Annotated in this window: 25 protein-coding genes; 15 read left to right on the top strand and 10 right to left on the bottom strand. The window is 69.5% G+C overall.

Annotated elements, in window-relative coordinates; translation table 11 throughout:
- The first annotated feature begins 119 nt into the window (after positions 1-119).
- The 5 genes from AC07RV_RS12800 (at position 120) to AC07RV_RS12780 (ending at position 3731) form a co-directional block, all read left to right on the top strand.
- Positions 120-953, top strand: a complete 834-nt coding sequence (locus AC07RV_RS12800; protein ID WP_296778492.1) for a thymidylate synthase — start codon at positions 120-122, stop codon at positions 951-953.
- A 67-nt stretch (positions 954-1020) separates the two neighbouring features.
- The gene (locus AC07RV_RS12795) at positions 1021-1530 is read left to right on the top strand and encodes a dihydrofolate reductase (RefSeq protein ID WP_296778495.1); all 510 of its coding nucleotides are present in this window, start codon (positions 1021-1023) and stop codon (positions 1528-1530) included.
- Positions 1527-2630 (top strand): phosphatidate phosphatase App1 family protein, encoded by a 1104-nt coding sequence (locus AC07RV_RS12790; protein WP_296778497.1) that lies wholly within the window; start codon positions 1527-1529, stop codon positions 2628-2630. Before AC07RV_RS12795 ends, AC07RV_RS12790 begins: the two co-directional genes overlap by 4 nt.
- Before the next feature lie 215 nt (positions 2631-2845).
- Positions 2846-3304, top strand: a complete 459-nt coding sequence (locus tag AC07RV_RS12785) for a nuclear transport factor 2 family protein (protein ID WP_057589684.1) — start codon at positions 2846-2848, stop codon at positions 3302-3304.
- A gap of 187 nt (positions 3305-3491) precedes the next feature.
- Complete coding sequence (locus AC07RV_RS12780; RefSeq protein ID WP_093343260.1) at positions 3492-3731, top strand: hypothetical protein; 240 nt, start codon at positions 3492-3494, stop codon at positions 3729-3731.
- Here the strand turns inward: AC07RV_RS12780 and AC07RV_RS12775 are convergent.
- Positions 3718-4710: an AraC family transcriptional regulator gene (locus AC07RV_RS12775; RefSeq protein WP_296778501.1), complete on the bottom strand. Its 993-nt coding sequence runs from the start codon at positions 4708-4710 to the stop codon at positions 3718-3720. The two genes, AC07RV_RS12780 and AC07RV_RS12775, sit on opposite strands and share 14 nt — an antisense overlap.
- A 156-nt stretch (positions 4711-4866) precedes the next feature.
- On the opposite strand from AC07RV_RS12775, the gene AC07RV_RS12770 reads away from it, so the two are divergent.
- The 5 genes from AC07RV_RS12770 to AC07RV_RS12750 are packed head-to-tail and all read left to right on the top strand — an operon-like array spanning position 4867 to position 10062.
- A complete protein-coding gene (locus AC07RV_RS12770; protein WP_296778504.1) occupies positions 4867-5715 on the top strand; it encodes a TauD/TfdA dioxygenase family protein in 849 nt (282 codons plus the stop codon).
- Between the two features lie 53 nt (positions 5716-5768).
- Entirely contained in the window at positions 5769-6827 is a 1059-nt protein-coding gene (locus AC07RV_RS12765; RefSeq protein WP_296778507.1) for a beta-keto acid cleavage family enzyme, read from the top strand.
- A gap of 22 nt (positions 6828-6849) precedes the next feature.
- Positions 6850-7821 carry a Bug family tripartite tricarboxylate transporter substrate binding protein gene (locus tag AC07RV_RS12760; RefSeq protein ID WP_296778510.1) on the top strand — a complete coding sequence of 324 codons (972 nt, stop codon included), beginning with the start codon at positions 6850-6852 and terminating at the stop codon, positions 7819-7821.
- A gap of 31 nt (positions 7822-7852) precedes the next feature.
- Positions 7853-8824 carry a quinone oxidoreductase family protein gene (locus AC07RV_RS12755; RefSeq protein ID WP_296778513.1) on the top strand — a complete coding sequence of 324 codons (972 nt, stop codon included), beginning with the start codon at positions 7853-7855 and terminating at the stop codon, positions 8822-8824.
- Between the two features lie 11 nt (positions 8825-8835).
- Positions 8836-10062, top strand: a complete 1227-nt coding sequence (locus tag AC07RV_RS12750) for a porin (RefSeq protein WP_296778516.1) — start codon at positions 8836-8838, stop codon at positions 10060-10062.
- An 18-nt stretch (positions 10063-10080) separates the two neighbouring features.
- Here the strand turns inward: AC07RV_RS12750 and ligD are convergent, their stop codons facing one another.
- From ligD to AC07RV_RS12725, 5 genes are all read right to left on the bottom strand, one after another.
- Positions 10081-12633, bottom strand: coding sequence for a DNA ligase D (ligD, locus tag AC07RV_RS12745; RefSeq protein ID WP_296778519.1), 2553 nt, complete (start codon positions 12631-12633; stop codon positions 10081-10083).
- A 13-nt stretch (positions 12634-12646) separates the two neighbouring features.
- Positions 12647-13249: a DUF4142 domain-containing protein gene (locus tag AC07RV_RS12740; protein WP_296778521.1), complete on the bottom strand. Its 603-nt coding sequence runs from the start codon at positions 13247-13249 to the stop codon at positions 12647-12649.
- A 155-nt stretch (positions 13250-13404) separates the two neighbouring features.
- Entirely contained in the window at positions 13405-14412 is a 1008-nt protein-coding gene (locus tag AC07RV_RS12735) for a lysylphosphatidylglycerol synthase domain-containing protein (RefSeq protein WP_296778523.1), read from the bottom strand.
- An 84-nt stretch (positions 14413-14496) separates the two neighbouring features.
- Complete coding sequence (locus AC07RV_RS12730) at positions 14497-14724, bottom strand: hypothetical protein (protein ID WP_296778525.1); 228 nt, start codon at positions 14722-14724, stop codon at positions 14497-14499.
- A 123-nt stretch (positions 14725-14847) separates the two neighbouring features.
- The gene (locus AC07RV_RS12725) at positions 14848-15117 is read right to left on the bottom strand and encodes a hypothetical protein (RefSeq protein ID WP_093343278.1); all 270 of its coding nucleotides are present in this window, start codon (positions 15115-15117) and stop codon (positions 14848-14850) included.
- 223 nt (positions 15118-15340) lie between these two features.
- Between AC07RV_RS12725 and AC07RV_RS12720 the strand changes: the two genes are divergently transcribed.
- From AC07RV_RS12720 to AC07RV_RS12710, 3 genes are all read left to right on the top strand, one after another.
- The gene (locus AC07RV_RS12720) at positions 15341-15607 is read left to right on the top strand and encodes a hypothetical protein (protein WP_296778526.1); all 267 of its coding nucleotides are present in this window, start codon (positions 15341-15343) and stop codon (positions 15605-15607) included.
- A 104-nt stretch (positions 15608-15711) separates the two neighbouring features.
- Positions 15712-16491 carry an APH(3')-II family aminoglycoside O-phosphotransferase gene (locus tag AC07RV_RS12715; RefSeq protein WP_296778528.1) on the top strand — a complete coding sequence of 260 codons (780 nt, stop codon included), beginning with the start codon at positions 15712-15714 and terminating at the stop codon, positions 16489-16491.
- Between the two features lie 35 nt (positions 16492-16526).
- Positions 16527-17795, top strand: a complete 1269-nt coding sequence (locus tag AC07RV_RS12710) for an acyl-CoA thioesterase/bile acid-CoA:amino acid N-acyltransferase family protein (RefSeq protein WP_296778534.1) — start codon at positions 16527-16529, stop codon at positions 17793-17795.
- Between the two features lie 194 nt (positions 17796-17989).
- Here the strand turns inward: AC07RV_RS12710 and AC07RV_RS12705 are convergent, their stop codons facing one another.
- A complete protein-coding gene (locus AC07RV_RS12705) occupies positions 17990-19630 on the bottom strand; it encodes a long-chain-fatty-acid--CoA ligase (RefSeq protein ID WP_296778538.1) in 1641 nt (546 codons plus the stop codon).
- A 136-nt stretch (positions 19631-19766) separates the two neighbouring features.
- Between AC07RV_RS12705 and AC07RV_RS12700 the strand changes: the two genes are divergently transcribed.
- Both AC07RV_RS12700 and AC07RV_RS12695 read left to right on the top strand, forming a co-directional pair.
- Positions 19767-20567: a phosphodiesterase gene (locus AC07RV_RS12700; RefSeq protein ID WP_296778541.1), complete on the top strand. Its 801-nt coding sequence runs from the start codon at positions 19767-19769 to the stop codon at positions 20565-20567.
- 1 nt (position 20568) lies between these two features.
- A complete protein-coding gene (locus tag AC07RV_RS12695) occupies positions 20569-20949 on the top strand; it encodes a hypothetical protein (protein ID WP_296778545.1) in 381 nt (126 codons plus the stop codon).
- Positions 20950-20961: 12 nt separating this feature from the next.
- Here the strand turns inward: AC07RV_RS12695 and AC07RV_RS12690 are convergent, their stop codons facing one another.
- The 3 genes from AC07RV_RS12690 to AC07RV_RS12680 all read right to left on the bottom strand — a co-directional run bounded on the left by AC07RV_RS12690 (position 20962) and on the right by AC07RV_RS12680 (position 24165).
- A complete protein-coding gene (locus AC07RV_RS12690; RefSeq protein WP_296778551.1) occupies positions 20962-22140 on the bottom strand; it encodes an acetyl-CoA C-acetyltransferase in 1179 nt (392 codons plus the stop codon).
- A gap of 130 nt (positions 22141-22270) precedes the next feature.
- Positions 22271-23167 carry a DMT family transporter gene (locus tag AC07RV_RS12685; protein WP_296778556.1) on the bottom strand — a complete coding sequence of 299 codons (897 nt, stop codon included), beginning with the start codon at positions 23165-23167 and terminating at the stop codon, positions 22271-22273.
- 215 nt (positions 23168-23382) lie between these two features.
- Complete coding sequence (locus tag AC07RV_RS12680; protein WP_093343296.1) at positions 23383-24165, bottom strand: SDR family NAD(P)-dependent oxidoreductase; 783 nt, start codon at positions 24163-24165, stop codon at positions 23383-23385.
- Between the last annotated feature and the right edge of the window lie 13 nt (positions 24166-24178).

Below are 24178 nucleotides of genomic sequence, written 5' to 3'. Positions count from 1 at the left end.
AATAGTTCTCATCTTATAGTCTTGGCCTGCCCGGCCAGCCGCCGGCCCCTCATCCGAATAAGATTCGGGGCTCCAGCCCCGCCGTCCCGGGCGCGCCGTTGCCGCCGCCCTCCATCGCCATGACCCAACGCCCCATCCGCTCCCAGTACGAAGACTTCATGCGCCACGTCGACACCCACGGCGTGTACAAGAGCGACCGCACCGGCACCGGCACCAGGAGCGTGTTCGGCCACCAGATGCGCTTCGACCTCAACGAGGGCTTCCCGCTGGTCACCACGAAGAAGGTGCACGTCAAGTCCATCATCCAGGAGCTGCTGTGGTTCCTGACCGGCTCGAGCAACAACAACTGGCTCAAGGAACGCGGCGTCACCATCTGGGACGAGTGGGCGCGCGAGGACGGCGACCTGGGCCCGGTGTACGGCGTGCAGTGGCGCAGCTGGCCCACGCCCGACGGCGGCCACATCGACCAGATCGCCGAGGTCGTGAAGACGCTCAAGTCCAACCCCGATTCGCGCCGCATCATCGTGAGCGCCTGGAACGTGGCCGAGCTCTCGAAGATGGCGCTGATGCCCTGCCACGCCTTCTTCCAGTTCTACGTGGCGCCGCCGCAGAACGACGGCGAACGCGGCCGGCTCAGCTGCCAGCTCTACCAGCGCAGCGCCGACATCTTCCTCGGCGTGCCCTTCAACATCGCGAGCTACGCGCTGCTCACGCACATGATGGCGCAGCAGTGCGACCTCGACGTCGGCGACTTCATCTGGACCGGCGGCGACTGCCACATCTACAGCAACCACACCGAGCAGGTCGCGCTGCAACTGAGCCGCGAGCCCTACCCCTATCCCACGCTGCGCATCAAGCGCCGGCCCGACTCGATCTTCGACTACCGGTACGAGGACTTCGCGTTCGAGGACTACCGGCACCACGACCCGATCAAGGCGCCGGTGGCCGTCTGAGGCATTCGGGGCCGGGCGGGCGCGGATGCGGTCAGAATCGGCCGGTTTCGAACCTGCTTTGCGCTCCATGAACCTCAACCTCATCTTCGCGCGCGCCGCCAACGGCGTCATCGGTGCCGCCAACACCATCCCTTGGCACCTGCCCGAGGACATGGCGCACTTCAAGGCGCGCACGCTGGGCGCGCCGGTCATCATGGGCCGCAAGACCTGGGACTCGCTGCCGCCGCGCTTCCGGCCGCTGCCGGGGCGGCGCAACATCGTGGTCACGCGCCAGGCCGGCTGGCAGGCCGAGGGCGCGCAGCGCGTGGGCAGCCTGCGCGAGGCGCTCGAGGCTTGCGAGCGGCTCGAGGCGCCCGATGTCTGGGTCATCGGCGGCGCGCAGATCTATGCCGAGGCCGAGCCCTTCGCGCGGCGCGCACTGGTCACCGAGATCGCCCGCGACTACGAGGGCGACGCCTTCGCGCCGGTGCTCGACGCCAGCGCCTGGCGCGAGACGCAGCGCGAGTCGCATGTGTCGGCCAAGGACGGCCTGGCCTTCAGCTTCGTGACGTACGAGCGCGTCACGGCCGGCGCATGACACTGGCGTTGCGCCGGCGCACGCTGCTGGCCGGCGCGGCGCTGGCGGCCGGCGGCATCACGCCCGCGCTGGCGGCCGAGCCGATGGAGCCCGACGAGGAAGCGCTGTTCATGAACGGCACCGCGCGGCCCACCGACGACGGCCGGCTCGAGGTCGACATCCATGCCTGGGTCTACGAGCGCGAGCGCCGCTGGGGGCTCAATGCCGCGTTCGCGCGCTACCTCGGCCTCAACCTCAAGAAGCTCTCGCCGGCCGCGCAGCTGCGCTTCAACCAGCGCACCGCGCTGTTCCATGCCGAGTCGGAGGACGGCAAGGTGTTCGACGTCGAATTCGACGGCAGCCCCGGGCGCAAGACCATGCCGCCCTCGGGCGCCGATGGCCGCGTCAATGTGCGGCAGGTGATCGAGGTGCCGCGGCTGTCGCCCGCGCAGCAGTGGCTCGAGTTCCATGCCGTCACCGGCCCCGGCGAACTGCTGCACCGTTTCCGCGGCCGCGCGCTGATCGTGCCGGCGCAGGGCCTGTCGGTGATCTCGGACATCGACGACACCATCAAGCGCACCCAGGTGCGCGAGCGGCGCGAGATGCTGCTCAACACCTTCGCGCGCCGCTTCGAGCCCGCGCCCCACATGGCCGGCTGGTACCGCGCGCTCGCGCAGGCGCCCGACACGCGCTTCCACTACCTGTCGGCCAGCCCGATCCAGCTCTATCCGCCGCTCGCGGAGTTCGTGCGCGAAGCGGGCTTTCCGCCGGGCAGCATGCACCTGCGCGAGAGCACGACCTGGCGCACGCTGATCCCGGGCGACGAGGATTCGCGCGCCCACAAGCTCGGCGTGATCGCGCGCCTGCTGGCCGACTTCCCGCAGCGCCGCTTCGTGCTGGTCGGCGATTCGGGCGAGGCCGATCCCGAGATCTACGCCAAGGTGTTGCGCGACAACCCCGGGCGCGTCGACGGCATCGTGATCCGCGACGTGACCGGCGAAGGCCGGCTGTCGGAACGCTACCGCGCCACCTTCGAGGGCATCGACCCGGTGATGTGGCACCTCGTCGCGCCCGACACGACGGCGTGGCCGATGCAGGCGCAGACCCAGGCCGCGCGTTAGAGCCCTGCGCGCGGCGTGCTCGCGCTGCGGTGCACAAGAATTCCAGTGCCCGATCGTGACGGCCCGCACGATCGATGCGTGCACGGGGCCGATGGCCCCTCTCTTCCTGCCAACCGCGGTGATAGCGTCCTTGGCGGTCTCCAGAAAAACTTTCGAAACGAGTTTTTCTGGATTCCTTCCATGGATCAACGCTTCATATGCAGGGAGAAACAAACATGATCGAACTCGTCGACCCGAGCGACAGCCGCGCCGTGCGCAACAAGAACAACATCCTGGGCTTCTACGAACTGGTGATCAACCAGAAGAAGGCCGAAGAGTCGGTGCACCGCTTCGTCAGCGCCGCCTATATCCAGCACAACCCCCTGATCGGCGATGGCGCGCAGGCCCTGGGTGAATTCTTCGGCAAGCTCACCAGGGAGCGCGTGCTGGCCCGCGTCGTGGTCCACAAGATCGCCGCCATCGGCGACCACGTGTGGGCCCACGTGGAATTCCTGAACCTGTTCAATGACGATCCGGAGGACCCCGGGATTGCCGGCGTCGACATCTACAAGATGGATGCCGACGGAAAGGCGATCGAGCATTGGGACACGCTGCAGCCCGTGGGCCATCCGAAGAATTCGGTCCCCTGGCTCGCACCGAACATCCAGCGCGCCAATTCGAACGGCATGTTCTGACAGGCGCTCGCGACACCGCTGGAAACGAAGCGCCGCGCCACGCGCGACGCTTTACGAAAAAGAGTGCTTCCGTACTGCCGGACTGCCAGCTGACATAGGCACGAGCGGCGCAGGGTTTAGTCTGTCCTAAGAGTTTCTGCGCACAATGTCACGGACCCATTGCCATCAACGTTCAAGGAGAAGGCACATGTCCATGGAGTTTCTTCGGACCATCGCCGAGCAGAAATTGCCATACGTCGTGCACGCGCCCGCCGAGATCGACAAGCTGCGCGTGCTGCGCGCCGCGGACCTCGTGACGGCCTTCATTCCCCCGTCCGAGCGCCATCCCCAAGGCCGCGCGATCCGCCAGCTGGCCCAGGTCGAGAGCATCACGGCCAAGGGCATGCTGGCGCTCAACAAGGCGACCTCGGCGTTCATCGAGCTGTAGCACGCCAGGCTTCGGGCGAACAACCGAACTGGGTGCCAAACCAGCGGGTGAAGGCACTGTGCGTGCTGTAGCCCAGCATCGCCGCCACCTCGCCCAGGCTGTGGCGGCCATTGGCCACGTAGCGCCGCGCGAGTTCCTGACGGACGTCGTTGACCAGTTGCTTGAAGGTCAGCTCGCGCGCATCGAGCTGGCGCTGCAAGGTGCGCATGCTGAGCCCCAGGCCCTGCGCCACCGACTTGCAGGTGGCCCGCCCCGCCGGCAGCATCAGGTAGATGGCCTTGCGCACCTCCTGGTCGATCGAGCGCTCGCGCTCGCCGGGAACGGCGTCGATCAGCTTGCGCGCATAGGCCGCCAGCACGGGATCGCCGCCCGGGTTGGGCACGTCGAGGTCCGCCGCGCGGCACACCAATCCGTTGAAGCTGCCATCGAACTCGACCGGGCACTGGAAGAAGCGGCGGTGAAAGGACGCATCGGCCGGCGGCCCATGGCTGAAGCTCACGCTGGCGGGCCGCCAGCGGTCGCCGAGCAAGGCCGCGCACATCCGGTAGAGCACGCCGATCGCGAGCTCGATCGACTGCCGCGCCGGCACCGACACGGCCAGTTCCTCGCGCAGCAGCACCAGCTTGCCGACATCCTCGACCTGGATCGCCAGCCTTTCGTTGAGCAGGTGCAGGTGCTCGATCAGCGTGAGCAGCACCTGCCGCAAGGTCGGCTGGTGCATCAGCAGCAGGCTGAGCACCCCGAAGTTCGATAGCTGGCGCCGCGCGGCGATGCGCAGTCCAAAGGACTCGCAGCCCGTGTCGCGCGCCGCGTCCTCGAGCAGGCGGGCCACGCGGTCGGCCTCGATCAACTGGTCCGGCTCGCGCAGCATCCTGGCGCGCAGCCCGGCCCTGCGCAGCGCCGCGCCGGGATCGTGGCCAAGCTCCTGCGCGACCTCCGAGAAGTTCGTCAGCGCCGCCGCGCGCACCAGTGCCGTCATGCCGAGCCTTTCCAGGATGGCGGGAATTCTGGCACCAAATGCACAGCGATTGGCACCGAATGCAAAGCGCCGCCGGGGGCCCGCTCCTACAGTTGCCCCATGCCCGCACCCCGGAGGCCGGGGCAGGCAGACCGCCAAAAAGAACGGAGACAAGACATGCGCATCGAAGCGATGACCTGCGCCATCGGCGCCCAGCTCAGCGGCGTCAGCCTGGCCGATGCGGCCCGGGACGACGGCCTGTTCGAGGAAATCCGGGCGCTGCTGCTGCGGCACAAGGTGCTGTTCCTGCGCGACCAGAAGATCAGCCGGGCCGAGCACGTGGCCTTCGCGCGGCGCTTCGGCGAACTGGAGGACCATCCGGTCGCCGGCAGCGATCCGGAGCACCCGGGGCTGGTGCGCATCTACAAGACGCCGGACGCGCCCAACGACCGCTACGAGAACAGCTGGCACACCGACGCCAGCTGGCGCGAGACGCCGCCGATGGGCTGCGTGCTGCGCTGCGTCGAGTGCCCGCCCGTGGGCGGCGACACGATGTGGGCCAACATGGCGCTGGCCTACGAGCGCCTGCCCGGGCACGTGAAGGAGCTGATCGCGCCGCTGCGCGCCCGCCACAGCATCGAGTGCACCTTCGGCGCGGCGATGCCGATCGCGCAGCGCCTCGCGCTCAAGGCCCGCTATCCCGACGCCGAGCACCCCGTGGTGCGCATCCATCCCGAGACCGGCGAGCGGGTGCTGTACGTCAACGGCTTCACGACGCACTTCACCAACTTCCACACGCCCGCCAACGTGCGCTACGGCCAGGATTTCACGCAGGGCGCGTCGGCGCTGCTGCAGTACCTCGTCAACCAGGCCGCCATCCCCGAATACCAGGTGCGCTGGCGCTGGCAGCCCGACAGCGTGGCGATCTGGGACAACCGCGCCACGCAGCACTACGCGGTGATGGACTACCCGCCCTGCCACCGCAAGATGGAACGCGCCGGCATCGTCGGCACGCCGACCGCCTGACCCGCCTGACCCGCCTTTCCCCCTTCGCACCACCCGCACCCCCGGAGCCCTCGATGAACTTCCTAGACGGTCACCTGTTCCCCGAAAACCAGCAGCCGCTGATCATCACCGCCGCCCCCTACGCGCCGTCCTGGCTGCCTTCGGATTTCCCCGGCGAGATCGCCGTGACGATGGAGGAGCAGGTCCAGAAGGCGGTGGACTGCTACGAAGCCGGCGCCACCGTGCTGCACCTGCACGTGCGCGAACTCGACGGCAAGGGTTCCAAGCGCCTGTCCAAGTTCAACGAGCTGATCGCCGGCGTGCGGGCCCGCGTGCCCGAGATGATCATCCAGGTCGGCGGCTCGATCTCGTTCGCGCCCGAGAGCGAGGGCGCGGCCGCCAGGTGGCTGTCGGACGACACGCGCCACATGCTGGCCGAGCTCGACCCCAAGCCGGACCAGGTCACGGTGACGATCAACACCTCGCAGATGAACATCCTCGAGCAGTTCGACCTGCGCGACATCCGCGGCACCTCGATGGAGGACCCGGTCGTCTTCAACGCCTACAAGGAGATGACGGTGCCGGCGCAACCGGGCTGGGCCGAGGAGCACATCCGCCGCCTCAGCGCCGCGGGCATCCAGAGCGCCTTCCAGTGCTACAACATCAACAGCTTCGAGTCGGTCGAGCGGCTGATGCGCCGCGGCATCTACAAGGGCCCGCTGGTGCTCAACTGGGTCGCGATCGGCGGCGGCATGGACGCGCCGAACATCTACAACCTCGCCAACTTCGTGCGCGCGGTGCCCGACGGCGCGGTGCTCACGGTGGAGAGCTCGGTGCTCAACGTGCTGCCGGTCAACATGATGGGCATCGCCATGGGCCTGCACGTGCGCTGCGGCACCGAGGACAACCTCTGGAACCAGTCGCGCACCGCCAAGATCGGCACCGCCGCGCAGGTCGAGCAGCTGGTGCGCATCGCGCGCGAATTCGGCCGCCCGATCGCCACCGCGCAACAGGCGCGCGAGATCTCGCAGATCGGCGTGTTCCACGACACGGTGGAAGAGACGCTGCGGGCCAACGGCTTCGCGCCCAACCGCAACGGCGGCCAGCAGGGCTTCCTGCGCAAGGCCGCCTGAGCCTCCACGCACCGGAGCAGCCATGCCGCGCCTCACGCACCTCGCCGCCCTGCTCGTCGCCGCCGCGTCGGCGCTGGGCTCGCCCTGGACCCATGCCTACACCGACAAGCCGGTCAAGATGATCGTTCCCGCGCCGCCGGGCGGCACCATCGACGTGCTCGCGCGCATCGTGGGCGACCAGCTCTCGCGCGACATCGGCCAGCCGGTGGTGGTCGAGAACAGGCCGGGCGCCGGCGGGGCGATCGCCGTCAAGTACCTGCTGTCCCAGCCGGCCGACGGCCAGACGCTGATGATGACCGCCAGCAACGTGCTCACCGAGGTGCCGCACGTCCTCAAGGGCGGCTTCGATCCGCTCAAGGACGTGCAGCCGGTCGCGCTGATGGCGCGCTCCTCGCTGCTGCTGATCGCCTCGCCGCAGTTCCCGGCCAGGGATGCGAAGGAGGCCATCGCCTATGTGAAGGCCCATCCGGGCCAGGTCTCCTATGCCTCCTACAGCGCGGGCACGGCCTCGCAGTACGCGGGCGCCATCCTCAACCAGGCGGCCGGGCTCGACATGCAGCATGTGCCCTACCCCGGTTCCGCGCCCGCGCTGGCGCAGGTCATGGGCGGCCAGGTGCCGCTGATGTTCGACGGCTCGGTCACGGCCCGGCCGCTGATCGCCGCCAACAGGGTGCGGCTGCTGGCGGTCGCGACCCAGGCCCGGCTGCCCGAATTTCCCGCCGTGCCCACCTTCGCCGAACTCGGCTACCCGGCGCTCGACTTCGCCAACTGGACCGGCGTGATCGCCTCCTCGCAGATGCCGGCGCCGCTGGTCGAGAAGATCCACGCGGTGCTGCGCAAGGTCGCGGCCAACCCGGCGGTGCGCGCGAGCGTGGCCAACGCCGGCTTCGAGCCGATGGCCGACCGCACGCCCGCGCAGGCCCGCGACGAACTGCGCGAGGAGTTCACCCGCAACGCCGGCATCGTCAAGCGCTACGACATCCGCCTGAACTGAAGACCCTCCAGAACAACGAGGAGACATCGCCATGCCCCAAGCCATCCGCTTCCACGAGACCGGCGGTCCCGAGGTCCTGCGGCTCGAGAACGTCGAGGTCGCGGACCCCGGTCCCGGCCAGGCGCGCGTGTGCCACAGCTTCATCGCGGTCAACTTCATCGACATCTACTTCCGCACCGGCCGCTATCCGCTGGCGCTGCCCGACGGGCTGGGCTCGGACGCGGTCGGCGTGGTGGAGGCCGTCGGCCCCGGCGTGACGGAGGTCAAGGCCGGGGACCGCGTGGGTTATCTCATCGGTCCGCAGGGCGCCTACTCGCAGGTCCGCGTGATGCCCGCCGCGGTGCTGATCCCGCTGCCCGATAACCTCCCCGACCGCACCGCCGCCACGCTGATGATGAAGGGCATGACGGCGCAGTACCTGTTCCGCCAGGTCCGTCCGCTGCAGGCCGGCGAGACCATCCTCTATCACGCGGCCGCCGGCGGCGTCGGCCTGATCGCCTGCCAGTGGGCGCGCGCCCTGGGCGTCACGATGATCGGCACCGTCAGCACCGACGAGAAGGCCGCGCTCGCCCGGGCCGCCGGCTGCGCCCACGTCATCGTGACCGCGCGCGAGAACACCGTCGAGCGCGTGCGCGAGATCACCGGCGGCCGCGGCGTGCCGGTGGTCTACGACTCGGTGGGCAAGGACACGCTGATGGATTCGCTGGACTGCCTGCAGCCGCGCGGCACGCTGGTCAGCAACGGCACCTCCTCGGGCTCGGTGGTGATCGACTCGCAGCTGCTCGCGGCCAAGGGTTCGCTGTGGATGACGCGGCCGGCGATGGCGCACTACATCCAGCCGCGCGCCCACATGCTCGAGATGGCGCGCGAGCTGTTCGACCACGTGCTGGCCGGGCGCATCGTCAGCGAGCCGCAACGCAGCTTCGCGCTCGCCGATGCGGCACAGGCCCATCGCGCGCTCGAGTCGCGCCAGACCGCCGGATCGACCGTGCTGGTCCCCTGAGGAAGCCCGCCATGAAGACCACCACGCTGGCCCTGTCGCTGCTGGCCGCGACGGGCGGTGCCGCCGCGCAATCCTCCCTCACCGTGTTCGGCGTCGTCGATGCCGGCATCAGCCACTACAACACCCGCAGCCGATCCTGGGGCCTCGCGGCGCCGCGCCAGGCCAGGCAGAGCCAGACCGCGCTCTCGCCCTCGGGCTACGCGTCCAGCCGGCTGGGCTTTCGCGGCACCGAGGACCTGGGCGGCGGCCTCGCGGCCGGCTTCTGGCTCGAGGCACCGCTGGCCAACGACAACGGCGGCGGCATCGGCAACTTCGGCCGCCGTTCCACCCTGAGCCTCTCGGGACCGTTCGGCGAACTGCGCCTGGGCCGCGACTACACCGCCTCGTTCTGGAACGACGGCGTGTTCGATCCCTTCGGCGTCAACGGCGTCGGCACCAACCTGGTCGCCGTGGTCAACAGCAACCTCGCCGCCTCGCGGGCGCTCGCCACCGGCGGCCTGCTCAACGGCGCGCTCTCCGCCGGCACCGACAGCTACCTGCGCACCAGCAACGCCCTCAGCTACTTCCTGCCGCCGGGGCTCGGCGGCTTCTACGGCCAGGTGCAGTACGCCTTCCACGAGAACGTGAAGGCGAGCGACGCGAGCGACAGCCCGTCCGGGCGCGGCCGCTATGCCGGCGCGCGCGTGGGATGGACCGGCGGTCCGGCCGACGTGGCGCTGGGCTACGGCGAGAGCACGCTCGTGAGCGCCGCGCCCGGCGGCGAGAAGATCAGGAGCCTGAACCTCGGCGGCTCCTACGACTTCGGCGCGGTGAAGCTGTTCGGCGAATGGTCCCGCGTGCGGAATGCGCGTGACGACGCCGGCCCGTTCGGCAGCCGGGCCACCGACCGCTACGACGGCTTCGTCGCCGGACTCAACATGCCGGTGGGGCCGGGCCTCGTGCGCGCCTCGTTCGCGCGCGTGAATTTCAGCAATGGCAACGGGATGCCCGGCGGCAACGCCTCGGTCGACAAGCTGGCGCTGGGCTACGTGCACAACCTGTCCAGGCGCACCGCGCTCTATGCGACGGTGGCGCGCATCGGCATCCGCGACGGCCACAACAATCCGGGCGTGATGGGTGTCACCCCGCTGGTGCTGAGCCTGCCGGCGATCTTTCCGCAGGCGGCCTACGTCACCAAGGGCGGCATGGAACCGCGCGGCGCGACCGGCTACGACGTCGGCATCCGGCACGCCTTCTGATCGCGCGGGACCCGCGGGTCAGCGCCCGCGGCCATCGGTCTTCTTCGCGTCGAAGCCGAGCATCTTCATCGCCGCGTTCGGACTGCGCGCCCCCTTCGCATAGCCGTCCCACGGCGCATTGCCGCGATCGAGCCGCGTGTGGATGTCGCGCAAGGTCCAGTGCGCGCCGCCGCGCAGCTCGGGCACCTCGTCCCACGCCACCGGCACCGACACGCCCATGCCCGGCCGCGCGCGCAGCGACCAGGCGCTGACCGTGGTGGCGCCGAAGCCGTTGCGCAGGTAGTCGATGAAGATGCGGCCCACGCGGTTCGAGGGCCCGCTCTTCGCCACGAAGAGTTGCGGCAAGGTGTGCGCCATGTGGCGCACGATGGCCTGCGAGAAATCCTTCACCGCGTCCCAGCCATGCACGCGGCGCAGCGGCACCACCACGTGCAGGCCCTTGCCGCCGCTGGTCTTGCAGAAGGGCACGAGCCCGAGCTCGACCAGGATCACGCGCATCAGCTCCACCGCCTGCAGCATCGCGGGCCAGTCGACGCCCTCGCCGGGGTCGAGGTCGAAGGTCATGCGGTCGGGCTTGTCGATCGCGGACTTGACGGCGTTCCAGGTGTGCAGCTCGATCACGTTCATCTGCGCCGCGCCCGGCAGGCCGAGCGCGGCCGCCACCTCGATCAGCGCGGGATGTTCGGGCCACAGCGCGGCATCGAGCTGGCGAATGCCATCGATGCTGCCGTCCTCGAGATGCTTCTGGAAGAACAGCTGCCCACCGATGCCGCGCGGCGCGCGCACCAGCGACACCGGCCGGCCGCGCAAATGCTCCATCATCAGCGGCGCGACCAGGCCGTAGAAGCGCACCACCTCGACCTTGGTGATGCCGGTCGAGGCATCGACCACGCGCTCGGCATGCGAGACCTTGAAGTTCGCGGGCAAGGTGGCGGCCGGGCCCTTGGCCTTGGCCTTGGTCTTCGCCTGCTCCCGGTCCGCCGCGCGCGCGGGCACCGGCGCCTCGCGCACGATCTGCTTCGCGGGCTTGTCGCTGCGCAATGCATAGAACACCGGGTGGCGCACATGGCCGTCCTGCGTCCATTCGGAGAACGTGACCTCGGCCACCAGCACCGGCTTCACCCAGTGCGCGCGGCGCTCGTTCTCGATGCGCTGCTTGAACGGACGTTGGTCGATGACCAGGGGCTTCAGTCGCGCGAAGATCTCGGCCAGCGAGCGCTCGTTGAAGCCCGTGCCCACGCCGCCCGCGAACACCAGCTCGCCGTGTTCGTCATGCACGCCGAGCAGCAGCGAGCCGAAGCCCGTGCGCGAGCCCTGCGGGTCGGTGTAGCCGGCGATCACGAACTCCTGCCTGCGCGCGCACTTGAGCTTGATCCAGTCGGGCGAACGGCGCGAGCGGTAGGCGCTGCCGCGCCGCTTGCCGATCACGCCCTCGAGCCCGATGCGGCAGGCCGAGGCCACGATGTCCTCGGGCGGTGCGTCGAAGACCGCGCTGAAGCGGATCTCGGGCGGCGGATCGGCGAGCAGCCGCTCGAGCAGCGCGCGCCGCTCGACCAGCGGCACGGCCCGCAGGTCGTGGCCGTCGTAGTACGGCAGGTCGAACAGGAAATAGACGATGTCCTGGGTGCGCGTGCTGTCGAAGGCGCTCTGCAGTGCCTGGAAGTCGGTGCGGCCGGCCTCGTCGAGCACCACGATCTCGCCGTCGAGCCAGCCCGGCTTCAGCTTCATGCGCTGCAGCGCGCGCACCAGGTGCGGCATGCGATCGCTCCAGTCGTGGCCGTTGCGCGTGAACAGCCGCACCGTCTTGCCCTCGATGCGCGCGAGCAGCCGGTAGCCGTCGAACTTGATCTCGTAGACCCAGTCGCCCGGATCGGGCGGCGGCCCATCGACCAGCGTGGCGAGCACCGGCGCGAGCTTGGGCGGAGGCTCGGCCTCGACGGCTTCTTCGGGCCACTCGGAACGATTTCGCGCCGCCTTCTTCGCGGCGGGCTTCGACACTGTGCTCGCCCGCGGCATCGCGAGCGCGGCCACGCTGTCGGGGAACTGGTCGACCACGCTGAATTCCGCGGCCTCGCGCGCGAACTCGTCGCGCTCCTTGATCAAGAGCCAGGGATCGCCGCTGCCCTCCTTGCGCGCCTTCATGCGCACCAGCGCCCAGCGGCCGCGCAGCTTGTGGCCATGCAGCTCGAACTTGATGTGGCCCGCGCGGTAGTCCTTGCGCAGATTGCCCAGCGGCACCCAGAAGCCCTTGTCCCAGACGATCACCTTGCCCGCGCCGTACTGCTTCGCGGGAATCTCGCCCTCGAAGGCGTTGTACGACACCGGGTGGTCCTCCACATGCATCGCCATGCGCTTGTCGTGCGGGTCGTAGCTCGGCCCCTTGGGCACGGCCCAGCTCTTCATGGTGCCGTCGATCTCGATGCGGAAGTCGTAGTGCAGGCTGCGCGCCCAGTGCTTCTGCACCACGAACTGCAATGCGCCGGGCAGCGACTCGCCACCCTCGGCGGGCTCGGGCGTGATGTCGAAATTGCGCTTGGCCTGGTAGCGCTTCAGTGCGGCGGTGCGCGCCATGCGGGGGCGGGTGTCACTGCGGCGCCGGCGTCTGCGCCTGCCGCCGGTTGCTCGCCATCGTCTTCGCGGCGTCGAGGTGCGTCCTGAGCACCGGCAGCGTCTTCTCGGCGAAGGCGCGCAGCTCGGCATCGTTGGCGTCGCGCGCCATGTTCTCGAACAGGCGGATGTCGGCCTCGTGGTCCTGGATGCCCACGCGGTCCACATAGGCCCGATCGAAGCCCTCGCCCGACAGGCCCTGCAGCGCCTCGATGCGCGCCTTCTTGTCGGCCGGAATCTCGGCCACCAGCTGCACCGACTTGCGCGCGGCCAACTGGCGCAGTGCCTCGTTCGATTCGCCGTGGTGCTTCGCGAGCATCAACGCATAGTCCTTCACCTCGGCGCTCACGGCCTTGGAGGCGGCGAGCTTCGAGACCTCGAGCTCGTAGAGGCCGGCGCCCGCGGCCAGGGTCATCAGGCTGCGGTCGGGGGCGTTCACCGCGCCGGCCTGGGCGATCTGAACGGCGGGTTCGGCCGCGAAGGCCGTGGGCACGGATGCCACGCCACCGAGCACGATGGTGCACGCGATCGCGCAGGCCCGCCCTCGGGACGAATGACGGAACGTCGAAATGGAATGCATGCCGGACCTCGCAATCTGCAATGGGAGGACAAGGCCATCGGAAGGCTCGCCACGGGCCGGCGATGGCCACCTGGGGCCACGCTGCGCCCGCCATGCGGCTGCGAACGTAGGAGGTCGCCCCTTGCGCGCACAAGCCCAGGCGCACACCGCCGTGTTCACCCCGCCTCGGCCGCAGCCGGGTGACTCGACGCATGGCGCTCGAGCATCAGGTACAGCAGCACCCCGCCGCCCAGAGGCAGCAGGTAGTAGAGCGCGCGGTAGGCCAGCACCGCGCCCATCAGCGTACCTTGCCGCACGCTGCCCGACAGCAGCGCGAGGTACACCGCCTCGAGCACGCCGAGCCCCGCGGGAATGGGCGTGAACACACCCACGATCGAGGCCGCCATCAGCACCGACAGCGTGGTCGCGTACGGCACCTTCTGCCCCAGCAGCAGGTACATCGCCGCGCCCATCAGCGCCCAGTTGCAGGCCGACAGCGAGATCTGCAGCAGCGCGAGCCGCGCCGAGGGCAGCTGCACACTGCGCCCGCGCAGGGTCCAGCGCTTGCCGCGCGCGACGCCGCAGGCGATCACGTAGCCGATCGCGAGCGCGATCATCAGCACGCCGATGGCACGGAAGGCCACCACGCCCAGGTGCGCCTGGCGCGGCGGGTCGATCGCGCCCGCGGCGAACAGGCCGCCGGCCAGCAGGCCGTAGCCCAGCCAGTTGGTCACGAGGCTGAGGCCGACGATCTGCGCCACCGTGGCCTCGTCGAGCCCGGCGCGCGCATAGAGCCGCGCGCGCATCGCGACGCCGCCCACCAGCGAGCCGAGGTTCAGGTTGAAGGCATAGCTCGTGACCGCGATGGCCCAGGTGCGCCAGGCGGCGAGCTTGTGCCGCGTGTGCAGCCGCCCGAGCAGGTCGAAGCAGCCGTAGAGCGCATGGCTGGCGGTCGAGAGCGCGAGCACGCCGAGCAGCAGCCACAGCGGATAGCGCTGCAGCGCATGCCAGGCGCCGGCCCAGTCGACCTTGTGCGCATGCGAGAGCAAGAGCCCCAGCACCACGATGCCGAGCACGGGCAGCGCCCAACGCTTGCAGCGGCGCCAGAGGCCTTGAGGAACGGAGGCGGCGTCGGTGTGGTCCGCCTCGCGGGAAAGTGTGGCTGTGGCGGCGGTCTGTGGCATCGTGGGCCGATCATCGGGATCGGTCCCGGCACTCGACAGTCGCCGCGAGCGCTTGTGTGCGTAGTCCGGGAACGATGTCCCGGATCACGCATCGGCCTTGCCCGGCGGCAGCTTGACCTTGGTGACCGTCACCGAGACGGGGTCGCTGGCGGGAAAGGATTCCTCCACGCCGCTGTCGAGCGCATCCTCGCTCGGTGCCTCGTGAGTGGGCTTGTCGTGTTCGGGAGCGGGCTTGCCGTGCGACTCGGCGGTGGGAAACGGAAAGGGCTTGCTGGTGTCCTTGGGGTCGCGGGTATCGGTCTTCGAAGCCATGAGGGTTCTCCTTCCAGAAAGAGAGAGGGAAAGCACGCGGTGCGTCCACCCATTCTGGAAAGCGGCCCGTCCCGGCGCGTAGGACAACACGCGCCGTGGGCCGTCGCCGCGAGAGCGAACGCCTCAGCGAGGAATGCGGATGAAGTCTTCCGAGGTCAGCGAGATCAGGCAGCGCGGCTCGTCGCGGTAGCGCTCCCGGGCCTTGGCCTCGATCGCGTCGAAGTAGGCGCGGCAGGCCTCGAGCAACTGCGGACCGCCCTCGCGCACGCCGAATTCATCGTGCAGCGCGTCTTCCGTGATCTCCGCCAGCACGCGCTGGCCCTGCGGACCGTTCGGGTAGAACGCGAAACGCACCGTGGCGGTGTCGAAGCAATAGATTCCTTCGAAGTTCATCTCTCTTGTCTCCAGCGGGTTGCATCTTGTTTCGTCGCGCCGACTAGAGCGCTTCGCGCGGGCGCGTTCGCGAGGACGAAATCCAGTCCCGATGCAGGACTCCTCCTACAACACCAAAGGCCTCGCGACGCTGCGCCTGCGCGCATCGGCGATGTCGTCCCACGCGGGCCTCCCCCTGTCTTCGGCAAGGCTTTGGACTTCCAACCCGAGGACCTCCACGACCATGAATACCACCGCCACTTCACGCCTCGACGCCCGCATCGCCGGCGTGGTCGAGTTCCGCGCGGGCGATGGCCCGCAGATCCGCATTCCCGAAGGCGTCTGCCAGGCGCTGGTCGCGGACGACAGCGTGGTGCTGACCTGGACCGAGGACGGCAATCCGCTGACCGCCGCGATCCCGCGCATCGAGTTCGACCGCTTCGTCACCGAGGGCCAGATCGTGCTGGGCCACGCGGAAGAGAACGACGCCGACGCGCCGAAGAAGGACTAGCGCGCAACGGCCCGCGGGCCGGTGGTGGCTTGCTTGAAAAGGCGGGCGCGAGCGACGACGATGCGTGCCGCGCCATCCGCGCCACCCCCTGGAGTCCTTCGCGCTTGAATCCCCCGCCCCCTTTTCCTCGCGCCTGGCGCGCCCGCCTGGCCGATGCCCACTGGCAGCGCCAGACGATCGGCGAATCGGGCGCCGATGTGTTTCGCATCGAGGCCGCCGATGGCGCCCTGCTGTTCCTCAAGTCCGAGCCCGTGGCGCCCCTCGCTGAACTGCCGGGCGAGATCGCGCGGCTCGAATGGCTCGCGCGCCAGGACCTGCCCGCGCCCGCAGTGCTCGACCAGGCGCTCGAACACGATCGCCATTGGCTGCTGATGAGCGCCGTGCCGGGCCGCGATCTCGCGTCGGGCCCGTTCCGCCCGGCCGAGATCGTCGTGCACATGGCCGATGCGCTGCGCCTGCTGCACCGGGTGCCGGTCGCCACCTGTCCCTTCGACCATCGCCTGGCACACCGGATCGAGGACGCGCACGTGCGCGCCGTGGCCGGCCTGGTCGACGAGAGCGATTTCGACGACGAGCGCGCGGGCTGGACCGCCCTCGATCTGTTCGAGCGACTGCGCGCGACGCGGCCCGCGCACGAAGACCTCGTCGTGACCCACGGCGATGCCTGCCTGCCGAACCTGATGGCGACGGCCGACGGCTTCACGGGCTTCATCGACTGCGGCCGCGTCGGCGTGGCCGACCGCTGGCAGGACCTCGCGCTGGCCGCGCGCAGCATCGGCTTCAACCTCGGCGAGGGCTGGACCGCGCCCTTCTTCGAACGCTACGGCATCGCGCCCGATGCCGAGCGCATCGCGTTCTACTGCCTGCTCGACGAGTTCTTCTGAAGGTGCGCCGAAGGTGGCGCGGGGAGAATGCGGGCATGAAATTCGATCCCCTGCCATCGCAGTGCCTCGTCGACCAATCGCTGGAGATCCGCCTGCGCGGTCTCGCACCCGGCGAGCGTGTCGTGCTGCAGCTGTGCAACCGCTTCGGCCACCAGGTGACGCAATCGGAGGCCCACTTCGTGGCCGACGCCAGCGGCACGGTCGATCCCGCGCGGCAGTCGCCGGTCGCGGGCAGCTACGAGCGCGCCGACGCGATGGGCCTGTTCTGGTCGCGCGCGCTGGTGCCGCCCGAGCGCGTCGGCGGCATCGCGGGCCTGCACGACGATCCGCTGACCGCCACGCTCAGCGCGGTGCGCGAGAGCGACGGCAGCGCGATCTCGGTCTCGATCCGCCGCGTGTATGTCGGCGACGGCGTGCGGCAACGGGAGCTCAGGGAACGCGGCCTGGTCGGCCAGTTGTTCGAACCCGCGGGCGCGGGCCCGCATCCGGCCGTGCTCGTGCTCGGCGGATCGAACGGCGGCCTGGCGTGGTCGCAGGAGATGGCCGCGCTGCTCGCCTCGCATGGCTTCGCCGCGCTCGCGCTGGCCTACTTCGCGGCCGACGGCCTGCCGCCCACGCTGGACCGCATTCCGCTCGAGTACTTCGGCACCGCGCTCGAATGGCTGGCCGAACAGCCCGGCGTGCGGGCCGAGCGCATCGGCACCGTGGGCGTGTCGCGCGGCGGCGAACTCGCGCTGCTGCTCGGCGCGCACTTTCCCGCCATCGGCTGCGTGATCGGCTATGTGCCCAGCGGCATCGTGTGGCCCGCCTATCCCGCGAGCGGCCATGGCGCATGGACGCTAGGCGGCGAGGAGATCGATTTCGCATCGACGCTGACGCACGCGCAATGGGACGAAGCCGTCGCAAAGGGCCTTGCGCGCGAGGACAGCTTCGACTGGTACCTGATCCCGCTGCGCGATCCCGCGCTGCTGGAGCGAAGCTCGATCAAGGTCGAGAAGATCAACGGCCCGGTGCTGCTGATCTCGGGCGAGGCCGACGGCCTGTGGCCCTCGACCGATCTCGCCGACTTCGCGCTGCAGCGTCTGCTCGAAAAGAAATTCGCCCACCGCGCCGAGCACCTGAGCTACCCGCGCGCCGGCCATTCGATCGCCTGGCCGAACGCGCCGACCACCATGACGCGCTCGGTCCATGCGATATCCGGCGAAACGATGGACCTGGGCGGCACGCCCGAGGGCAATGCGCGGGCGCGCAGCGATTCGTGGCCGCGCATGCTCGCCTTCTTGCGTGATGCGCTGCAGCGCTGAAACCGCCCCCGGATTTCCGTCGCCCTACCACGATTTTTTGGACGGAACCGCGGGGTGGCGCAGTCTTTTTTGCACGGTCGGGAGCCCCTGCCTATTCAACAGGCAATGTGGTGGGAAGCCCCGTCAATCCTCGCTTCGCCCATCCGCTCCCCGCACAACCCACAGAGTTGTCCACAGAAAAATCGAACAAGTCATCAAACCGACTTGGTCGCGACATATCCCTTGAACATTTCCCTGAGCTTGGTCTTGAGCAACTTTCCGGTGGCCGTATGCGGCAGGCTGTCGACGAAGACCACGTCCTCGGGCAGCCACCACTTGACAACGCGCTGCGCGAGGAAATCGCGCAACTGCGAAGCGGTCACTTCGCTGCCGGGCCGCTTCACCACGACGAGCAGTGGCCGCTCGGTCCACTTCGGATGCGGGATGCCGATGACCGCGGCCTCGGCCACCGCCGGATGGGCGCTGGCCGCGTTCTCGAGGTCGATCGACGAGATCCATTCGCCGCCCGACTTGATCACGTCCTTCGCGCGGTCGACCAGCTGCACATAGCCGTCGGCATCGATGGTGGCCACGTCGCCGGTCGGGAAGAAGCCCTCGGCATCGAGCACGCTGCCGCCCTCGCCGCGGAAGTAGCCGCTCGCGATCCAGGGCCCGCGCACATGCAGGTGGCCGAAGGCCTTGCCGTCGTGCGGCAGGCGCCGGCCGTCCTCGCCGACGATCTTGAGCGCCACGCCCCAGACGCCGCGGCCCTGCTTCATCTTGATGCCAATCCTCTCGTCGTCGCTCAAGGCCGCATGCTTGGGCAGCAGGTTGCCGATCACGCCGATCGGGCTGGTCTCCGTCATGCCCCAGCCCTGCACGAAGTCGGCGCCGAAGTCGCGTTCGAAACGCTCGATCATGCTGCGCGGCGTGGCGGCGCCGCCGAGGCCGATGCGCTTGAGGCCCAGCGCGCGCGGATCGAGTTCGGGATGGGCATCGAAGTACTGGAACAGCATCAGCCACACCGTGGGCACGGCCTGCGAGATGCTGACCTTCTCGTCGCGCATCAGCTCGTAGAGGTTCTGCGCGTCGAGGTGCGGACCGGGCATCACCAGCTTGACGCCGGCCATCGCCGCCGCGTACGGCATGCCCCAGGCATTGGCATGGAACATCGGCACCGCGAGCAGCAAGGTCATACCCGAGTTCACGCCGAAGGTGTCGGGCGTGCACTCCATCAGCGAGTGCAGCACGGTCGAGCGGTGCGAATAGAGCACGCCCTTGGGATTGCCCGTGGTGCCCGAGGTGTAGCACAGCGACGAGGCCGTGCGCTCGTCGAACACGGGCCAGTCGTAGTCCTCGCTCTGCGCATCGATCAGCTCGTCGAAGCACAGCAGGTTCGGCACGTCGATGGCCGGCATGTGGGCGCGGTCGGTCATCGCGATGAAGGCGCGCACCGAGCGCAGGCCCGGCGCGAGCTTCTCGACCAGCGGCGCGAAGCTGGTGTCGAAGAACAGCACCTTGTCTTCGGCGTGGTTCACGATGTAGTCGATCTGCTCGGGAAAGAGCCGCGGGTTGACGGTGTGCAGCACCGCGCCCGCACCCGACACGCCGAAGTACAGCGCCAGGTGCCGGTGCGTGTTCCAGGCCAGCGTGCCCACGCGGTCGCCGGGTGCGATGCCGAGCTGCGCCATCGCACGGGCCACCTGCTTCGCGCGCCGGTGCACCGCGTCGTAGTCGGTGCGCACGATCGGCCCCTCGACCGTGCGCACCACGATCTCGGTGTGCGGGTGGAAGGTGGCGGCATGCTCGATCAGCGACGAGATCAAGAGCGGGCGGTCCTGCATCAATCCGAACATGGGGGCGTCTCCTGTGCTGGGGGCCGCCGCATCGTGGCAGCAGCGCGCCAGGGCGGCATCGTCGGAACGGACGATTGAAGGCGCGCGGCGGGAACGGAATCTGCGTGATGATGCGAAACCACCGGATGCCCGCCCCATGTCCATGCTCATCGCCCAGATCTCCGACCCGCACGTGCGCCCCGCCGGTGTGCTCTACCAGGGCGTGGTCGATTCCAACCGCATGCTCGAGGAGGCCATCGCCCACCTGCATGCGCTCGATCGCCGGCCCGACCTGGTGCTGCTGACCGGCGACCTGGTCGACGAGGGCCGGCCCGAGGAATATGCGCAGGCGCGCCGGCTGCTCGCCACGCTCGAAGTGCCGCTGCTCGTGATGCCCGGCAACCACGACCACCGCGAGCACTTCCGCGCGGCCTTCGCCGACCATGGCTACCTGCCGGCCACGGGCGCGCTGCACTACTGCATCGACGACCACCCGGTGCGCATCGTCGCGCTCGACGTCTGCGTGCCCGGCCTGCACCATGGGCTGGCCGACGCGGAGGGCCTCGCCTGGCTGCAGCGCACGCTGGAGGCCGACCGCACCAGGCCCACGCTGCTGATGCTGCACCACCCGCCGTTCATGAGCGGCATTCCGTACATGGATGCCTACCGCTGCATCGACACCGGGCCGCTCGAAGCCGTGGTGCGCGCGGCCGGCAACGTGGAGCGCGTGCTGTGCGGCCATGTGCACCGCGGCATGCTGAGGCGCTGGGCCGGCACCGTGGTGTGCAGCGCGCCGAGCACCACCACCGAGATCGCGCTGCGGCTCGCGAGCGACGCGGCACCGGCCTCCTACCTGGGCCGGCCCGGCTGCCTGCTGCACCTGTGGGACGAGGCGCACGGCATGGTGAGCCACCTGAGCCACATCGGGCCGATGCAGGGGCCCTACCCCTTTGCCTGACATGCGGATGCCGACCCTCGCGGGACTGCGTGCCTCGATCCTCTGCGCGGCCGCCTGGCTAGCCTGCGCCGCACCGGCCTTCGCCAACGGCAGCCTGTCCTGCGCAGGATGGCCCTATGCGGTGGAGGTGCAGTTCAGCCTGTCGACCGGCGAGCTGACCGGGCTGATCGTCGCGCGCGAGCAGCACGGCGATCTTTCATCCGAACGATTCACGCCACGGCGCCGGTCCATCGACTACGCGCGCCGCACCGTGCAGGCGAGCGGCACCAGCGTCGAGCGGCCGTCTCGCACGGCTGCGCTGCACATCGCCCAGACCCGCGGCACGCTGACCCTCGCGGGCCGCCGCTACCGCCTGCGCTGCGACTGGAACGGCCTGGGCTGAAGCGCCCCGCGTTCAGAGCCGCTCGACGATCGTCACGTTCGCCATGCCGCCCCCCTCGCACATGGTCTGCAGCCCGTAGCGCTTGCCGCGCTGGCCCAGCGCATGCACCAGCGTGGTCATGAGCTTGGTGCCCGAGGCGCCCAGCGGATGGCCGAGCGCGATGGCACCGCCGTGGACGTTGAGCCGTTCGGGATCGGCGCCCGTCACCTGCAGCCAGGCCAGCGGCACCGGCGCGAAGGCCTCGTTGACCTCGAACAGGTCGATGTCGGAGATCTTCATGCCTGCCTTCTGCAGCGCGCGCTGCGTGGCCGGGATCGGTGCCTCGAGCATGATCACCGGGTCGTGGCCCATCACGCTCATGTGGTGGATGCGCGCGAGCGGCTTCAGGCCGAAGGTCTTGAGGCCGCGCTCGTTGACCACCATCACGCCGCTGGCGCCGTCGCAGATCTGGCTCGCGGTCGCGGCCGTCACGCGCCCGCCCTCGGCGATCAGCTTGACCGCGCCGATGCTCTCGAGCGTCGCGTCGCCGCGGATGCCCTCGTCGGCCAGGTGCATCTCGCCGGGCTCGCTGCCATCGGCCAGCCGCACCGCCACCGGCACGATCTCGCGCTCGAAATGGCCGGCGCGCGTGGCCGCGGCCGCGAGCTGGTGGCTGCGCAGCGCATAGGCATCGAGTTCGGCGCGCGCGATGCCGTAGTTGGCGGCGATCATCTCGGCGCCCGTGAACTGGCTGAACTCGACGCCGGGGTAGCGCTTCTGCATGCCGGGGCTGACATAGAAGCCCAGGCCGTTCTTCAGCGGCAAGGTGGTCGGCAGGCCCATGGGCACGCGCGTCATGCTCTCGACGCCGGCCGCGATCGCCACGTCCATGCTGCCCGACATCACGGCCTGGGCCGCGAAGTGCAGCGCCTGCTGCGAGGAGCCGCACTGGCGGTCGACCGAAGTGGCCGGCACCGACTCGGGCAGGCGCGAGGCCAGCACCGCGTTGCGCGCGATGTTCGAGGCCTGCTCGCCGGCCTGGCCGACGCAGCCCATGATGACGTCCTCGATGGCGGCGGGATCGACGTCGGTGCGCGCGACCAGCGCGTCGAGCACCTGCGCGGCGAGGTCGGCGGGATGCCAGCCGGCCAGGCGGCCGTTGCGGCGGCCTCCAGCGGTGCGGGCGGCGGCGACGATATAGGCTTCGGGCATGGGTTCTCCTGGGACTTGGTGTGACTCGGGGAATTGTTGGCCCCCAGGATACGGCGGGCGTCGTCGGATCGGACGATTTTGGGCGGGGCCGTGGAGCCGGCGGAGTAAGGCTGCGCGCGCGCCGCCACGTCTATCCGGGGATCGATGGCAACGCTTCGGACGAATGCCTCGGGCTCGGCTGGCGCGAGGAGACATACAGCCCCAGCACGACCAGCACGCCACCGGCAATCGCCCAGCCGGTCGGCACCTCGCGCAGCAGGACGAAGGCGAAGGCACCCGCGAACAACGGCTCGGCAAGTTCGAGCGTCTGCACCTGCCCCGGCGCGATGCATTGGATGGCACGCGTGGTGCAGACGAAACCCAGGACGGTCGGAAACACGGCCAGCAGCACGAGCGCGCCGACGGCCGATGCATGCCACTCCACGCGCGCGAGCGCATCGAACTGCACCATCGCCGCCAGGTAGAACGTCCCGAACATCAGCAGTCGGGCGGTGAGTGCGAATCCGCCAGGCAGGCCGAACTTCTTCACCAGCACGGAGAACACACCATAGCCGGTGCCGGCGAGCGCCGCGAGCAGCAGGCCACGAGGGCTCTGGGCAACACTCACGCCGGCGACCATGCCCACGCCCAACAGCGCGATGCCCAGTCCGATCCATTGGAAGCGACCGGGCCTGTCGCCCAGCAGCGGCCAGCCCAGCACGATCGCGGACAAGGCCGCAAAGGCCATCAAGGTCACGACCACGTTCGCCGTGGCCTCGTGCGCGTAGGCGGCGGTCTCGAAGTAGAACAGCACGAAGATCCCGAAGAACGCGCAGACCGCTGCCTGCCACCACTTGCCGCGCCACCCGGAACGCAAGCCCGCCAGCCCGATCGCGCCCACGACGACGAATCCGATGAGGGTCTTGAGCGCCGCGATGGCATCGGCCTGCAATCCCATCGCCACCACGAACTTGGTCAGGACGCCGATCGTTGCATTGAGCGCCGCGGCGGCGAGCGCGTAGAGCACGCCCTTGTGGAACTCACGCATGGAAGGCTCCGGACGGCGGAATCCGATGCGCTGTCGTCACGCGGTCGCGTGGCATTCGAGGATGAAGACGAAGGGGCAACTGAAGTTCTCGCGGATGTCGGCGCGCCGCGGCGCCGGTGGCTGGCGCGCGAGCATAGGACAACCGGGAGCGACGCCCCGAGGCACCGAGGAATATTCGGGGGTTGGCGCGAAAAAGTCGGCGCCGACGCCTCCGCCTACCGCGGCGCCATGCGGATCGCCCCATCGAGCCGCACGCTCTCCCCATTGAAGTAGCCGTTGGTGATCATCAACTCCGCCAGAGCCGCGTACTCCGCCGGATTGCCCAGCCGTTTCGGAAACGGCACCGAGGCCGCCAGCGCGGCCTTCACGTTGTCGGGCGCGCCCTGCAGCAGCGGCGTGTCGAAGATGCCCGGCAGGATGGTGTTGACGCGGATGCCCTCGCTCATGAGGTCGCGCGCGATCGGCAGGGTCATGCCGACGATGCCGGCCTTCGAGGCGGTGTAGGCGGCCTGCCCCATCTGGCCGTCCTGCGCGGCCACCGAGGCGGTGTTGACGATGGCGCCGCGCTCGCCGTCCTCGAGCATATCGAGCGCGAGCATGCCGGCGGCCGACTTGGCGATGCAGCGGAAGGTGCCCACCAGGTTGATCTGGATGATGCGGTCGAAGTTGGCGAGCGGAAAGTGCTTGATCTCGCCCGTGGCCTTGTCGCGGCTCGCGGTCTTCACGGCGTTGCCAGTGCCCGCGCAGTTGACCAGCACGCGCTCCTGGCCGTGCGCGGCGCGCGCGCGCTCGAAGGCCGCGTCGACCTGCGTCTCGGAGGTGACATCGACCTGGCAGAACACGCCGCCGATCTCGGCCGCGAGCGCCTCGCCCTGCGCCGCGTTGAGGTCGAACAGCGCGACCTTCACGCCATGGCCGGCCAGGCGCCGCGCGGTGGCCGCGCCGAGGCCGGAGGCGCCGCCGGTGACGACGGCGGCAATGCGGGAATCGAGTTGCATCTTCGGAGGTCCT

This window comes from Variovorax sp. GW821-FHT09B01, assembly GCF_059418345.1.
This window is presented reverse-complemented; position numbering and strand designations above follow the sequence as displayed.